The organism is Bacillus sp. F19 (genome assembly GCA_023823795.1).
Lineage (GTDB): Bacteria > Bacillota > Bacilli > Bacillales > Bacillaceae > Bacillus_P.
The window spans coordinates 3,090,279-3,105,679 of record CP085710.1 but is presented as its reverse complement, the minus strand read 5'-3'; the positions used below and the strand labels follow the sequence as shown (position 1 = coordinate 3,105,679).

The following is a 15,401-nucleotide window of genomic DNA, read 5'->3' as shown; positions in this document are numbered from 1 at the left end:
TTGTTAGCTTGATAGCGATGTGTCTGTACCCCAAGATTCTCCCTTCAGAGGATTAATAACAAGACCAATATACATACAACATTTATAAAAAGTTACCTAAATCTTTGTTGCTTTGCTCTTTATAATACATGTATAGTATAATTTAAATCGAAACGATTACGTTTTGAATTAAGGATCGTGATTCAGGAGGTGCTAATGTTGTTGAACGAAAAATTAATGAATATCTTTACGCGTGATATTATTGCAAATCTTCCACATAAGAAAAAGAGTGTTTATCAATACATTGAAAGCATGGAGGATAAGTTGGCATCACAATGTGAAACAAAAGAGCAGTTTTTAACCCTCCTTGTAGAGAAGTCACCCTATCAGCAAGCAGCCACTCATTTTCATATGTCAGTGGATGAGATGTACAAACTTATGAAAGATATTGAAAATGAGATAAACACTAGACTCGACATGAAGATTGAGAAATACAGGTGGATTGACTATACAGAAAAAGTACAGGATGGTTTAAAACAGAACATGAAATTGTTCCTATTTGTCTCTTGAATTTGTGCTTAATCAAGACTTGTATACCCTGAAAAGAACCTTTTGTCAAGGCCGGTTATAACTTCACCAAAATGTCCGGTTTAAAAATCCCCAGAAGGAGTTCTTACGAACCCTTCTGTTTTTCCTTCTGCAGCTTCTTTTCTTTCATACGATAACTTTCTCCGTTTAGGTTAAATATTCTTGAGTGGTGTAAGAGTCTATCTAACATAGCGGTCGCGATGATTGGATCACCAATAATATCTCCCCAGTCTCCAAATGACTTGTTTGATGTTAAGATAATTGAACCTTTCTCATACCGTCGGGCAATGACTTGAAATAAATAATGAGCACTATAATGTTCGAGTTTCATAAAACCCATTTCATCAATGATTAGAAGACTAGGTTTTACTAAAGAACGCAGTTTCTTTTCTAACTGCTGATCAAGATCAGCTTTCCTTAATTGTGATACTAAGTCATGTGCAGATATAAAGTATGTTTTGTAGCCTTGTGATATAGCTTGCAGCCCAATAGAAACTGCCAAGTGAGTTTTCCCAATGCCTGGTGGACCTAGAAAAATAGGATTCTCATGATTTTTCAAGAATGATAATGTCATCAGTTCTTTTACTCTCCGTTCGTCAATTGAAGGTTGAACAGTAAAGTCAAACTCATCCATCGTCTTTCGGAACGGAAGTTTTGAAAGTTTTATCAGTGTTTTAGTCGTTCTTTGCTGTCTTTCAATAAATTCTGCCTCTAAAAGGCTGAAGAGAAACGAAGAATATGGTACATTATTTTTAGCTGCTTGATCGGAAAGCGTTGACCATTGTTCAGCGATTACGGACAAGTTCAGCTTCTGGCAATACTCTTTCATTTTCTCGTTCATGATTCACCTCTCAAGAGATCGTCATAAACGGAGAGAGGACGAGTATTGACGGATACTTCGGGAACAGAATGCGGGGCGGCAACCACGGCACTCTGTTTCTTTTTTATTTGATCAGCTAATGAAATGACTGATGCTGGTGTTTGAAATGCTGTAATCTCTTCACCTTGATAAAAGAAACGAAGTACTCCAGTTAATGATTCTTTAACCAGGATATCCTTTAATGCAAATTCCTTTGGGAGTAGCCACTTGTGTCCTTTATAAGATAGGGTGCTATCAAAATGTGTCTTACGATAGACGCGATAGCTCGTGTCATAATTGATTTTTGGTAATGAACTAAGCTTTTCTTCCGACCAGCGTTCTTGTGGAGGGACATCTGTGGTATCATTCTTTTTGCGATTGCCAATTCCGTCAAGCCAACGTTCTACTTGAAGATTAATATCTTCAATGGAATCGAATGTAGTTCCAACATAAAAGCTATTTGTGATATATTGAATCGCTCGTTCAACTTTGCCTTTCGTTTTAGCCCTATAGGGCTTGCAGGCTTTAGGAATAAAATCGTAATAGGCTGCAAATTCCGCAAATCGAGCGTTCCACTTCACGATTCCTTGTTCACGTCCATCTGTCACTGTTCGCATATTATCAAACAGTATTTTCTGCGGAACTCCGCCGAAGTACTTAAAGCTGCTAATCAAACATTGAAGGACATGTTCTTGATCTTGAGACGTTGTAAACTCCGCATATTTCATTCTGGAGTAACCTAATGTTGCAACAAACATAGAAAGCTTTATTCGCTCTCCGTTTAGAATGATTTCTCCAATCTCTTTCCAATCCACCTGCATCTGTTCACCTGGTAAAGTTTCATATCGTACAGAATACTTCTTCTTCTCCTTATCTCTAAAGGGCTTAATGTAATCTTTTAAAATCGTTTTCCCTCCGGTATATCCCAATTGTTTGATTTCATCTAATAAGCGTTCACCGTTAAAAACGCCATCTTCCAGCATCCGTTGATGAAGGTATTCCTTGTATGAATCCAACTTGCTTTTTGTCTTTGTTCGCTTTTGCTTTGAAGGAGCTACAGAAGAGTTTATGTATTTCCTAACCGTTCCACGATCTAGCTCTAGTTCTCTTGCAATATCAGAAATAGACATTCCTCGCTTGTACATATCTTTAATCATAAAAAAATCCCCTCTTGTAATCATGAACCATAGCTCCTCTCAAACCTATGGTTCTATTTTAAATGGGGATTTTTATTCCGGCTATATTGTGGATTTTAACATCGGCTTTAACAACTTTTCACTTTTAAATATTAATTAACGCGTTAGATGAAATTTTAATCAAAAAACTTAATTCTTTATTATCAAACACTTTTTCAAAAGACACATTTATAACAATAAAATTATGGAAATGAAATAGGGTGAATGATGTTGCATGATGAAAGATATGATATACATTGGAATAACAAAGATATCGTCCAAAAAATGTTATTTAATGGATTTCCAAAGGGGACAAAACCTTTAGAAATATTTAATATCGATACGGCCGAAGTAAAATATGTGGAGAACACAGATATAGCAACTGTCAGAACGAAAGATGATGCAGCAGATTGTTTATTTAGACTTACAGACAATTCTCTTTTGCATATTGAGTTCCAGAGCACATTTTCAAAAGACGATATAAGAAGGTTTTGCGAATACGATGCATATTTGTATAATAAACATAAAGATGTAGAAATAATTAGGACCATTGTGATATATACAAATAAAGTTAATCCTGACAACGTAGAATACTCATTCAATGCCGGCAGCATAACATATATAATTGAACCCGTATTTCTAAGAAAACATCAGGGTGATTTATATTATGAGGTACTAAAGGGGAAAATTGAGTTAGACCCAGATATTAAATTAACTTCTCAGGAAGAATTAGAATTAATATATAATCCTTTGATGGATAATAAAGATAGTATCAATGATCGTGTCAATCAAATTAGTAAGTTGTTGAAAGAGCTCAATGATGAGCAAGCCCGTTTCAGAATATTAGGAAGCATATTAGCATTTCATGTAAAAGAAATGAATGAAAATACGTTAAACAACCTTTGGGAGGTGTTAAGTATGGGTGCTGTATTTGAAGATTTCAAAAAAGAAGTGGTTGAAAAAGCTGAAAAAGAAGGCTATTTAAAGGCAATTAAGGTGCTCATGGATCAGGGGTTAGTGTCTGATGAAGAAATTATTAAGGTTTATAGACTTACGCCTGGTGATTTGAGAAAATTAAAAGAACAAAACTAATTTATTTACGACCAAAATTTTTGGTCTTTTTTGATTATGAAGAAAGCTATATGACTTAAAAAAATCAAAGAGATCTTATTATATTATCTATAGTAAATAATTTAATATGGAGCAGACAGTGTAAGTTATGCTCGTAACGTATAACGTATATTAAGTAGGGGAAGAAAAAATTAATCCCATCTTTTGTGTCTTAACAGGTGCCTTATTAAATAGTCCAATTGTTGGTAGTGCTGAATTGGGAGATAAGACATCAATTACAAGAACCACTGAAAAAAAAGGTTATTTTAAATAATGCAACAACAACATATTTTGGTCCTATAACAAAAAGGCTGTAGTTAGGTTCCAAAAAGCTAATGGTTTAAAAGCAGCATAGAGAAGGCAGATTAGCAGGAAAAAATTTCGTGTATAATATCAATTTTACGAATAATTGATTATAGAAATCAAAACAAACGTTTGCTATAATATTTTTAGCCAATATATGGAGGTATTTCCATTGGATAATTCTTCACTAAGTAAACAAACTCTACCCAACTTAACTACCTTTTAGATTTTGAGGATTTTTTTAAATGGATACAGACAGAAGGATTTACAAATTCTGAAACAATCTATAACGTCCCCCTTTCTGTCTTAGTAACTTTACCTCTTGATGCTGCAAAAGCTTTCTTTAACAAAGTTGCGAATGAGGAGATTATTGTTTCTAAACATGAGAAAAAACGCATGAAAAAACGTCAATCAATCGAAAAAAATCTGTCTTAAGGTCTCTTTTTAAAAATTTCCCCTTCAGAAAGCGACCTTGTTTCTTCTCTAATCAGAATAACAAGGTCGCTAAACTATTTACTTTTTTACCCTTTTTGGTTATTCTATTAATTGACCATTTTATCTTCCGACTGACCCGGAACATTATCATGAAATTGATGGAACAAATACGTAAGGTAAGAGTTTAGTTCAAATCGTTCTTTATAACAATGGATGTCGTTCCGTTTTTTGCAGCAACATAAGAGGAGAGTGCCGCAACACCGGCGGAATGTGAGCTGGGCATACCGCCTGTTGTGACTGCTTGTTTAAGATCCCATTTCCCTGATAATCTATTGTAAGTAAAAATTTTTAGGCCCTGCGCTATTCCAATTGCACAGATCGATGTAATTAGTCCTCTATTCATTTTCTTCATCGTTAGTTATTCACCTCGTATAAGTAGTAAGTGCGCTGTATGCAGGCTAAACTCTGATGTAGCATAATTACCCTTGGCAGATGAATCTAAACGTTATTATTTTCTAAAGAGAGGGATTTATTATCGATTTTTTAGAAATTTTCATGATTTGTTTTTATGTGACCACTTTACAATTTTTTCACATGAAAGGTATTTTAATAAGTGCCAACACCAAAACGTGTGCAGCAATCAAAAAGCACACCCAAAAAGGTGTGCTTCTATTTTTTAAAAATTTTAGACGGATTGTTAATTTTATATGGTACTGATACATCTAAAAGCAAAGCTTCATCTTCCACTTCTTTTCCTTTAGGAAGGCTCTTCTTTACGATTTTACCGTTAAAATCGAGATCGTCTCCAGGAGACAATTCAAACTTTTTCAGTGTTTTGCTGTGTGAACACCAGGCAAGTCCGACTTCGATCGGTTCATCTCCATCAATATGCACATCTTCAAGTACAACCACTTCATCATTTTCTTCATTAAAATGGTTCCAGCTAAGGGCAAATTGCTTCACTTTGCCTGTAAAATGAACTTTGTCATCAGGCAGAACAAGCTTGGCCGGTTTTTCTTTTTTCTCTTTGGCAGCTTTTGCAGGAGCTTTTGTCTCTAATGCAGGTTCAGCTTGTTTGGCAGGAGCTTCAGTTTTAGGTTCCGCTTTTTCAGCTTCAGGCTCCGATTTCAATTCTTTTCCGAAATTTGAAGACTGCATTTCTTTTAAATAAGCAGGGTGGATACAAGAAAGATTGCCGTCCTGAAATTCAATGATGATTGTATGATTAGAGGAGGTGTCTCCAAATGTTTGATACCCTTTTAAAGTCACAATCCTCTGATGGGTTCTGTCTTTATACCAGTACTCTTTTTTTACTCTAAGGCCCCATTCTTTCACTTTATTTTCGAAATGGGCTTCATCATCAAATAATTCATACTCTCCAGCCGGAGGAATATAATTTGTTAAGTTGGCGTCTTCAATATGAGGCAAAATGACTGCCATGCTCTCACGTCCTTTCCCCTCTATTGTACAGGCTGGCTTAAAGGAAAAAAAGCGAATGGCATCATGTGTTGAAATAAAAAAAGAAATAGGAGGGGGATGAGAACCAGGATCGGAACATCTGGAGTGGCAATAGGGCGCTGTGGGTCTTGCCAGGAGAGCGGTTGAATTTGATGGTACCGAATTTAAGACCACAATGGTCTATAACGTGTATTTTATGAGGAGTTTAAAGGGTTATCTAATAAAAATGGAATAACCGCTCAGAAGGAATAGAACATATTCTCAGCAAATAGATTTTGGTTAATATTCACAATTAATAGACTTTTTAGTTGATCAAAATGGTATCATTGACATAGTTAATAAAACTTTAAGCAAGGTGATGCTATGGGAAATTGGAAAAATCCTGTTCTGCTTACTTCGGGGATCGGCATATCCTATTTGGGCAGCTGGATTTATTTAATTGCGATTAATCTCTCTATTTTAAATCTGACAGGATCTGCGGCTGCGGTCGCTGGTCTATATATGATCCGGCCTATTGCTGTTCTTGTAACAAATACTTGGTCAGGCAGTGTGATAGACCGAGTGAACAAGCGGGAATTAATGATTGCAGTGGATGTGATTAGAGGGGTTTTAGTGTTTAGTATTCCTTTTTTATCCTCATTATGGACAATATATCTCTCTGTCTTTTTAATTAATATCGCTGGTTCCTTTTTTGGACCAAGCTCTTCTGTATACATAACGAAACTGATTCCTTCTGATAAGAGAAAACGTTTTAACTCTATCATGAGTATGACAAGTTCAGGCGCATTTTTAACAGGTCCCGCCATAGCGGGTTTTCTGATCATGTATGCTGGAACAGATGTGTGCATATTCATTAATGCGTTCACATTTATTGCATGCGCATTCTTCATTTATCTGCTTCCAAATGTGGATGAAAGGCTTGAACAGGCAAGAGATCCAATCAGAATTAAAACTCTAATTGCTGATTGGAACGCGGTAATTCAATTTGGAAAGGGTGCTGTGTTTTTTATAACAGTCTATCTATTATTTCAAACAGCCATGCTCATCGGATTTGCCCTTGATTCTCAAGAGGCTACATTCATAAAACAGCATCTGAATCTCACAGACAAAGATTATGGACTCATCGTGAGTTTAACGGGTCTTGGTTCACTTGCAGGGGCAGGAGCTGCTGCACTCGCGGCAAATAAACTGAAGCTCAACTTTTATATTGGGGCAGGGATGCTGCTGACTTCAGTCGGTTATTTGTTTTTTTACAGTTCATACAGCTTTTTAACGGCAACACTCTCTTTTATCTTTTTAGGTTTTTTCATGGCATTTGCGAGCACAGGGTATGCGACTTTTTTTCAAAACAATGTGCCAGTTGAGATTATGGGACGCTTCGGAAGTGTTGCGGAGATGATCCAGGGGATCATTCAAATTGTTTTAACGCTGATTCTTGGATTAACAGCAGAATGGTTCACGCTGCAGACTGTGTGCCAGATTTTTTCAGCCATTAGTGTTTTGTTTGCCGCCATTCTTTTTATTACTGTGATAATCCCTTCTAAAACACATTTCTTCAAAGATACAACTGATATAATTTCAGGCTGAAATCATGAGTTCGATTTTTTTATCAAGCGATGGCGATTCTTTTATAAAGGCGCCTTTTTCGCGAGGAAAGAAAGGTAATAAATATGAAACTCCGGTATGTGTCTTCAAAAGATTTCTATCTCATTTCTCCTTTGCTAGATGAGTGGTGGGGCGGAAGAAAGATGACATATATGCTTCCCAAGCTGTTTTTTGATCATTTTCAAGATACTAGTTTAATCATGGAGAAAAACGGACAAATCATCGGCTTTTTAATTGGGTTTCTGTCTCAATCAAAGCAAAGAGAAGCATATATCCACTTTGTCGGCGTCCATCCGCTTTTTAGAAAAAACAAGGTAGGACAGAGGCTTTACAATGAGTTTTTCAAATTAGTAAAGCAGCATGGATGCCAGACTGTCCGCTGTATCACATCTCCCGTAAATACAGGTTCTATCCAGTTTCACAAGAAGATGGGGTTTGAAATTGAAAATGGAGACAAGATTGTAAATGGTGTACATGCAACGGCCAATTACGACGGGGAAAACAAGGATCGTGTTCTGTTTGTGAAAAGATTAAGTTTGGAGGAGAAAGCATGAGGAAGGGAATCATTCGCCCATTAGTTATTTGTCCGTTTCAAAAAAACAACCGGATTTTAGTTGCTGAAGGTTTTGACGAAAGCAAGGGGGATTTTTTTTACCGCCCGATCGGCGGAGGTATAGAGTTTGGAGAAAGCAGTTCTATTGCGCTCGAAAGAGAAGTTGATGAGGAGATTGGTGCAGTCATTTCCAATATTTCTTATATAGGAACAATTGAGAATATCTTTAGTTATAACGGCAGTCAGGGGCATGAAATCGTTCAGGTCTGTCATGCCGAATTTACTGATCCAACCTATTATGAGCTGGAATCATTTGAAGGAAAAGAAGATAATGGCACAATTTTTAAGCTTTATTGGAAATCTTTAAGTGAGTTTCAGGATGGTAACCTGAGATTAGTTCCTGAAAACCTGCTGGAACTGCTGACACAGAAAGGAGGAAACTAAATGTGGAATACAAAGGGTCAGCTGCTTACGATGATTGGGAATTTTTTGATCGTTTTATGCAAAGAAGGCACAGACCGCAAAGTCCAAACTCCATTTTAGAAAAACCCTCACTGCTTGGATTAATGGGAGAGGTAAGCGGAAAGCACATTTTAGATTTAGGCTGCGGAGATTCCACTCTTGGAATCGATTTATTGAAGCTGAAGTGCAGCTCTTATATTGGGATAGATGGATCTGCAAACATGTGCCAAAAAGCGGCTGAAACCTTAAATGGAACTAACGGACGGATTATTCAATCCAAGATGGAAGGCTACGAATTTCCGCCGTCTGAGTTCGACACTGTAGTCTCCCAATTAGCCCTCCACTATATTGAAGACTTCGGTGTAATCGCTAATAAGGTTTATCAAACATTAAAGACTGCCGGCAAATTTGTATTCAGCGTGCAGCACCCTTTGCTCACTTCTTCATTTAAAAGCATGACTCAATCTGGCAAAAGATCTGATTGGATTGTCGATGATTACTTTCACTCCGGAAAACGGACAGAACCATGGATTGGTGAAAAAGTAGTAAAGTACCACCGGACCACAGAAGAATATTTTACAGGTTTACAGGATGCAGGATTCGTGATTGCTGGGCTAAAAGAGGCTACACCGCAAGCTGAAAACTTTGATGACCCTGAGGAATATAAAAGAAGAATGAGAATTCCTTTGTTTTTGCAGTTTTTATGTGAAAAGCCGCTTAGATAAATATTCAGTCTCGCTTTTGATCGTTTTGAATGTATGAATTATTAGATTGCTAGAACTGGGGAAAATGGCTAGTATAACTGCGATTGCGTTTTTCATCATGTGATATAGTATGTGATATTCCTGCCATTTTTTCATCCATTGAAGTTCGCCGCAAGATAAGATTGATAACAACAATTTAAAAAACAGGAAAACGTCCAAGATAGCTTGAATCTTGGGCTTTTTCTTTGATCCTGATTGATTTTATTGGATTACTCTATTTTTGTATGTTTAATCTTAAATGTTAATAAAAATAAAATTTGAAAAATTTATATAATTCATTATATAATGACCTATATGACAGGTAGATAGCATGAAGGGGAGGGGGAAGATGCCTCTAGTTAAAAAACAATTGGTACATGAATTAGCAGCAGGAGAAATTAAAAGACTGATTCGAAGCAACAAGTTTCAAAAGGGTGATAAACTGCCATCTATGGCTGATCTTGCAGTGAAGTTTGGCGTTAGCCGGACTAGCATAAGAGAGGCACTTCGACAACTTGAGGCTCAACATTTCGTTGAAATTGTGAATGGAAAAGGAATCCTTGTAAAGGATGCAAATGCTCATCAGCTTCAAACCCGTATATTTATTGAAAGTGAGCTGACCTTTTTGCTTCAGTTATGTGAAGTAAGAAGGGGGCTTGAAGGGCAAGCAATAGAACTTGCTGCCAACAGAGCAACAGAGGAACAGTTGGTCAAAATGGAAACAAATCTGAAAATTTTTGAAAATGTCAAAACTTTAAGTGAAGATTCTGTTCAAGCTGATTTAGATTTTCACCAAACTCTTTATGAAGCATCACACAATCCTGTCTTATACAAAATGATTGCCACTGTATACGAATCGTTTAATGAATTTTGGAGAAGAAATGAAAATTCTAATTCCATTTTTGCAGATACCTATCACTTTCATGAAGATATCTATTTTTACGTAAAAAAGAAACAGCCAGAACTTGCCAGATTAGCATTAAACCAAATGATAGATGTCGTAGAATCAAGAGTAAAAGAATTATTTTAAAGGGGAAATAATATAAAACGGAGAGGTGCCGAAATGGCTCAAAACAAAGGGGATAAAAAAATAGCAACAAAAGCCTTGATAGCTAGTTTAATAGGAAGTTCTATTGAGTGGTACGATTATTTTTTATACGGAACAATCGCTGCGCTTATTTTCAGCAAGTTGTATTTCCCATCAGGTGATCCGGTTGTCGGATTAATGCTTGCGTACACATCCTTTGCACTTCCCTTCTTCATTCGTCCGTTAGGCGGAGTAATTTTCAGTCACATTGGGGATAAAATTGGGCGGAAAAAGACGCTTGTCATGACACTATCGTTAATGGGAGGAGCTACTGTATTAATAGGCTTCCTGCCTACATATGAAGCGATCGGTATATGGGCTCCGATTCTACTAATCACCTTGCGCTTAATTCAAGGTCTGGGTATTGGCGGTGAGTGGGGGGGAGCACTATTATTAGCTACAGAGTATGCACCTCCTAAAAAGCGGGGATTTTTCGGCAGCATTCCACAAATGGGAGTAACGATCGGCTTGCTGCTTGGAACATTATCGATATCGCTCATGACTCTATTGCCTAATGCACAATTTGAAGCCTGGGGATGGCGGGTGCCGTTTATTTTAAGCGCGCTGTTAGTATTTATAGGATTATGGATTCGTAACGGCATAGACGAAACTCCAGCATTCCAGGAAGCAAAAGAATCAGGCAATATTTCTAAAGTGCCGCTTATTGACACGTTCAAATATCATTGGAAAGAAGTCCTTGTTGCGGTAGGGGCCAAAGTAGTTGAAACAGCACCATTCTATATTTTTGGAACATTTATTATTTCATATGCTACCGGTACCCTTGGGTTTGAAAGAAGCTCTACATTGAATGCAGTTACAATCGCAACTCTGATCACAACGATCATGATTCCGTTTATGGGTAAATTATCAGATAAGGTTGGCCGTAAGCCGCTGTATATAGGTGGAACCGTAGCCATGATCCTATTCGCCTTCCCGTACTTTTACTTACTATCATTAGATTCTGTCCTTTGGTTAACAGTCGCAACAATTATTGGGCTTGGAATCATTTGGGCACCTATTACTGCTGTATTGGGAACGATGTTTTCGGAAATTTTTTCAACAAGTGTCCGCTATACAGGTGTAACAGTTGGTTATCAGCTGGGGGCTGCTATTGCCGGCGGTACAGCTCCACTTATTGCAACTGCATTGCTGAATGCATATGATAATTCATTTGTTCCCGTTGCCCTTTATATAATCGCTGCGTCAATCATCTCATTAATTGCGGTTTCGTTTACCCGTGAAACAAGACCCATTGATACAGATGGTCAGCCGCAAAGCAAGGCCATGTAAAAAAATACGATTGAATGGGGAAGATATCCGCTAACAGACCAGGGAGTGAAAAAATTGCTGTTATTAAATGAACAAAAGATCAATGAGTTGTACTCTATGAGAGATTGTATAGATGATGTAGAAAAAGCATTCCGTTATGGACAGGAAGGCAAAACAATTGCTCCAATCAGGATGTCTATCCCTCACAAGAAGATGTCAGCAGAAACGCTATATATGCCTTCGTATATTGAATCAGAGGACTACACAGCCGTTAAGATTGTAAGCATTTTTCCGAATAATGCTAAAAAAGGGAGAAAAGTGCTGCAAAGCATCATTTTATTAACAGATGCGATTACAGGAGAACATGTAGCGATGATGGATGCCAGTTACTTGACCATACTCAGGACCGGAGCATCAAGCGGAGTTGCCACGAAATATTTAGCACGCAAAAGATCCAGGATTTGTGCTGTTTTAGGCTGCGGTGCTCAATCGCTGGGACAAATTCAAGCTATTATGGCAGTTAGAAATTTGGAAGAGATTATCCTTTATAACCGGACGAAAGAAAAAGCAGAACAATTAGGTGAAAAACTTCGTGCACTATATCCTAATTGGAATGGAAACATTGTTCTCAAAAGTGATGCAAACAAGGCTGTTGAGAAAGCTGATATTATCATTTGCAGCACCAAATCTACTACCCCGCTGTTTAACGGAAACCTGCTAAAGCCAGGAACTCATATTAATGCGATTGGTTCGTATCAGCCGCATATGCAGGAAGTCGATGTTCACACGCTGAAAAAAAGCGGCAAAATCGTTGTTGATACCATTGAAGGAGCACTTCATGAAACGGGAGATTTTCTAGTTCCAATGAAAGACGGATCTTGGAATCCACAATCTATTTACGGTGAAATTGGGGAAATCATTTGTGGAGAAAAAGAAGCTCGAACGAACGATGACGAGATTACATTTTACAAGTCCGTTGGCATCGGCTATCTAGATACGATGGTTGCTGTTCAAGTTTTTAAAAAAGCGATTGAAGCTGGTGTTGGTGAAAGCTTTTCCCTTTAATAATAAGCAGAAACAGGAGCTCCAGTTATAACTGGAGCTTTTCCTATACTCATAAAAAACAACACTTGAATAGTTTTTGTAGGCTATTAACAAAATGATGAAATAAAGTGGTAAAGATTGATAGTTAAAAATCCGCTAATAAGTTAATTTTATATAAATTCAAATAATATAATGCAATCCGTAAAATATAATGAAAATTGTTTACCGATAACGTGCAATAAAAAGGTAATGAATGATTATACCACCATATTTTCCATTGGTTTAAAAACTGCAGCTTAGGTGCGGGAACTGTACCATAAATTATTCAAGCTAACTAAGTGAACAGTACGTAGCTTCAACATCTTGAATTTAGTTATTCAATAATCGGGGCATATAATTGAATAATGATTTGAGCTAAGGAAGCAGGAATGTTTAACAAGGATTATTATTGTCTGTTAATATATGGTTAGTAAGACCTCGAAACAAAATTGTAGAGGAATAAGACGGATTGGTATTAGACTTTGGCTGCATTCACTAAGGGCAAATATTAAGTGTTCAAAGAAGGTGTAAACGATGAAAAAAGTTAAAACCAATGCAATGCGGATATTAGACAAAGAAAAAATCGAGTATAAAATAATGACGTATAGGGCAGATGACGGAAAAATTGATGGATTATCTGTGGCCAAAAAAATTGGAAAAGAAGAAGGATTAGTGTATAAAACCCTTATTTCCCAAGGTTCTAGCAAGGGATATTATGTTTTTGTTATTCCGGTTGAAGCCGAGCTCGATTTGAAAAAGGCTGCTAAGGTTGTTGGAGAGAAGAAAGTCGAAATGATTCCAGTTAAGGATATAACGAAAGTGTCTGGATATGTGCGGGGTGGCTGTTCACCAATAGGAATGAAAAGTTTGTTTCCTACTTTTATCGATGAAAAAGCTCTATCAGTTGGTACAATCATTGTCAGTGGGGGAAATATCGGTGTACAGATTGAAATTAAGGCAGAGGGTTTAGCAAAGGCAATAAAAGCACAATTCGCTGATTTATCTAAATAGCTTTTTACACTGTTCATGAAAAAGTGAGGTGAACATGATTTCTAAGATAGAGCTTAGAAAGATAAATTCAGAAAACTGGCTGGCCTCATAATACGATCGGGCGCTTATCTGTAAATATTGTAATAACCGAAAAAGATGGAATATAGACTCTTTTTTAGTTTTCTATACACCAAGTTGCTTTAACTACGAATAAATGCAGCTTCTTTATTAAGGTTCTGTAGGTTCTTTGTAGAAGTATTAAAAATAATCTCAGGCCTATTAGTAAAGCAATTTCCTAGTTAACATATACAGATTATAAACAGTAAATAAATCTTAAACTGCTCTTTTGGATTGTTGAAAAGTCTGGGCTGATGTAAGCTGCTGCTTGAATGATAATAAGACATTAGGTTTAATACTGGGTTGACCGAGGCTCAGATGAAGAGTCTGAGTCTGATATCCGTTCTCGAATCCAAGTTGTGGAAAGAAATATAATTAAAGAAAGAAGGCAACCTGTTGCGGTTGCTTTTTAATTGTTATTCTTGATTGTCTGCTGTTTTTGATTCTAGTTTAGAACTGTCAATTGACTCAGTATATTTTTCTTTGTTACAAGGTTGATTTTCATCCGTTCGTGTATTCCATATACTATATTTGAGTGTATTTGGAACATCTTTGTTTTTATTTGACATTATTAATTCACCTCCATTTAATATAGTTTCAAAAAAATATAAAACTATACTTTATAGAGTTTTTTTCTGCGTTATGTTCATAGAGGGCACCTTTCTTTATAGAGGGAGTTGAATAAAAGTATAAAAAAGAATGCCTTAGTTTTCATCTTACTTAAAAACTGTAAGCTTTAAAAACTAAGCATTCTTATTTTATAAACAATGACATCAATGGAGGCTTTTTTTCATACTATATTTTTGGGGTGAAAAAATGCCAAGAGTAAATTACCGAAGTTCAGACGTTGACTTAATGGCAAGGATGATGAGAGCAGAAGCCGAAGGTGAAGGAAAACAAGGAATGTTATATGTTGGTAATGTAATTGTTAATCGTCTTAAAGCAAATTGTTTAGACTTTAAAAATTTAAGATCAATTCCACAAGTCATTTATCAGGTACAAGGAGGAAATTATTCTTTTGAAGCTGTTCAAAAAGGTAATGTATTTTATAATAGAGCGAGAACTGTTGAAAAAAGATTAGCAAAACAGAATTTGGATTATTGGAGACAACACCCAGGGAAATATGCTCTTTGGTATTTTAATCCATATGCTCCATGCCCTCCAACATGGTACGATCAACCTTTTTCTGGTCAATTTAAAAAACATTGTTTTTATGAACCAAAAGCTGAAACATGTGATAGTGTTTATAGTGGTTAAGCTGTCTAGGAGCTATTATTAATTCTGGAGTTTTATTGTAATTTTGCCTTTTTGGTGCTGCGAATACAAAATTTTTAGTCGCAGGTGCTGGTAGCCAACCATATTCATTCAATGCAGCTCCTGTAGGTAATGTAACAGTTGTCAGTTGAAAAAAAGCTTGAAATCCTAACCGCAGCCTATTTTTCCAATCGTAGTTTTGGTGTATTTTTATCTCACGAAATAAAAAGGGAACCTCCTGGTTAGCAGATTGATATTATCCCCTCTAAGTAGACAATGTAAAAAGGCTACAGTTTATGTAGATGATACACTCATACTTGGAGGGGATTTT

The 15,401-nt window shown here is 36.6% G+C and carries 15 protein-coding genes and 1 pseudogene; 11 read left to right on the top strand and 5 right to left on the bottom strand.

Annotated elements, in window-relative coordinates; all coding sequences use genetic code 11:
- Positions 1-195 precede the first annotated feature (195 nt).
- A complete protein-coding gene (locus LIT25_15730; GenBank protein USK32071.1) occupies positions 196-549 on the top strand; it encodes a hypothetical protein in 354 nt (117 codons plus the stop codon).
- Positions 550-652: 103 nt separating this feature from the next.
- On the opposite strand, the gene istB is transcribed toward LIT25_15730, so the two are convergent.
- Both istB and istA read right to left on the bottom strand, forming a co-directional pair.
- On the bottom strand, positions 653-1,408 hold the full coding sequence (gene istB, locus LIT25_15725) for an IS21-like element helper ATPase IstB (GenBank protein USK32070.1): 756 nt from the start codon (positions 1,406-1,408) through the stop codon (positions 653-655).
- Entirely contained in the window at positions 1,405-2,607 is a 1,203-nt protein-coding gene (gene istA / locus LIT25_15720; GenBank protein USK32069.1) for an IS21 family transposase, read from the bottom strand. The genes istB and istA overlap by 4 nt, the downstream gene beginning before the upstream one ends.
- 225 nt (positions 2,608-2,832) lie before the next feature.
- On the opposite strand from istA, the gene LIT25_15715 reads away from it, so the two are divergent.
- Positions 2,833-3,693 carry a hypothetical protein gene (locus tag LIT25_15715; GenBank protein ID USK32068.1) on the top strand — a complete coding sequence of 287 codons (861 nt, stop codon included), beginning with the start codon at positions 2,833-2,835 and terminating at the stop codon, positions 3,691-3,693.
- Between the two features lie 985 nt (positions 3,694-4,678).
- On the opposite strand, the pseudogene LIT25_15710 reads toward LIT25_15715, so the two are convergent.
- Together LIT25_15710 and LIT25_15705 are read right to left on the bottom strand one after the other, a co-directional pair.
- Positions 4,679-4,861: pseudogene (locus LIT25_15710) on the bottom strand (divergent PAP2 family protein).
- A 257-nt stretch (positions 4,862-5,118) separates the two neighbouring features.
- On the bottom strand, positions 5,119-5,889 hold the full coding sequence (locus LIT25_15705; protein ID USK32067.1) for a hypothetical protein: 771 nt from the start codon (positions 5,887-5,889) through the stop codon (positions 5,119-5,121).
- A 381-nt stretch (positions 5,890-6,270) separates the two neighbouring features.
- Between LIT25_15705 and LIT25_15700 the strand changes: the two genes are divergently transcribed.
- The 8 genes from LIT25_15700 to ybaK all read left to right on the top strand — a co-directional run bounded on the left by LIT25_15700 (position 6,271) and on the right by ybaK (position 13,720).
- Entirely contained in the window at positions 6,271-7,494 is a 1,224-nt protein-coding gene (locus LIT25_15700) for an MFS transporter (GenBank protein USK32066.1), read from the top strand.
- Between the two features lie 83 nt (positions 7,495-7,577).
- The gene (locus tag LIT25_15695) at positions 7,578-8,066 is read left to right on the top strand and encodes a GNAT family N-acetyltransferase (GenBank protein USK32065.1); all 489 of its coding nucleotides are present in this window, start codon (positions 7,578-7,580) and stop codon (positions 8,064-8,066) included.
- A complete protein-coding gene (locus LIT25_15690; GenBank protein USK32064.1) occupies positions 8,063-8,509 on the top strand; it encodes an NUDIX domain-containing protein in 447 nt (148 codons plus the stop codon). The genes LIT25_15695 and LIT25_15690 overlap by 4 nt, the downstream gene beginning before the upstream one ends.
- A gap of 56 nt (positions 8,510-8,565) precedes the next feature.
- A complete protein-coding gene (locus LIT25_15685; GenBank protein USK36302.1) occupies positions 8,566-9,252 on the top strand; it encodes a class I SAM-dependent methyltransferase in 687 nt (228 codons plus the stop codon).
- Positions 9,253-9,619: 367 nt separating this feature from the next.
- The gene (locus LIT25_15680; GenBank protein USK32063.1) at positions 9,620-10,300 is read left to right on the top strand and encodes a FadR family transcriptional regulator; all 681 of its coding nucleotides are present in this window, start codon (positions 9,620-9,622) and stop codon (positions 10,298-10,300) included.
- A gap of 33 nt (positions 10,301-10,333) precedes the next feature.
- Positions 10,334-11,647, top strand: coding sequence for an MHS family MFS transporter (locus LIT25_15675; GenBank protein USK32062.1), 1,314 nt, complete (start codon positions 10,334-10,336; stop codon positions 11,645-11,647).
- A gap of 54 nt (positions 11,648-11,701) precedes the next feature.
- Complete coding sequence (locus LIT25_15670; protein USK32061.1) at positions 11,702-12,691, top strand: ornithine cyclodeaminase family protein; 990 nt, start codon at positions 11,702-11,704, stop codon at positions 12,689-12,691.
- A 552-nt stretch (positions 12,692-13,243) separates the two neighbouring features.
- Positions 13,244-13,720 (top strand): Cys-tRNA(Pro) deacylase, encoded by a 477-nt coding sequence (ybaK, locus tag LIT25_15665; GenBank protein USK32060.1) that lies wholly within the window; start codon positions 13,244-13,246, stop codon positions 13,718-13,720.
- 512 nt (positions 13,721-14,232) lie between these two features.
- Here ybaK and LIT25_15660 read toward each other — a convergent pair.
- A complete protein-coding gene (locus tag LIT25_15660; GenBank protein USK32059.1) occupies positions 14,233-14,385 on the bottom strand; it encodes a hypothetical protein in 153 nt (50 codons plus the stop codon).
- Positions 14,386-14,632: 247 nt separating this feature from the next.
- Between LIT25_15660 and LIT25_15655 the strand changes: the two genes are divergently transcribed.
- Positions 14,633-15,073: a cell wall hydrolase gene (locus tag LIT25_15655; GenBank protein ID USK32058.1), complete on the top strand. Its 441-nt coding sequence runs from the start codon at positions 14,633-14,635 to the stop codon at positions 15,071-15,073.
- The last annotated feature ends 328 nt before the right edge of the window (positions 15,074-15,401 follow it).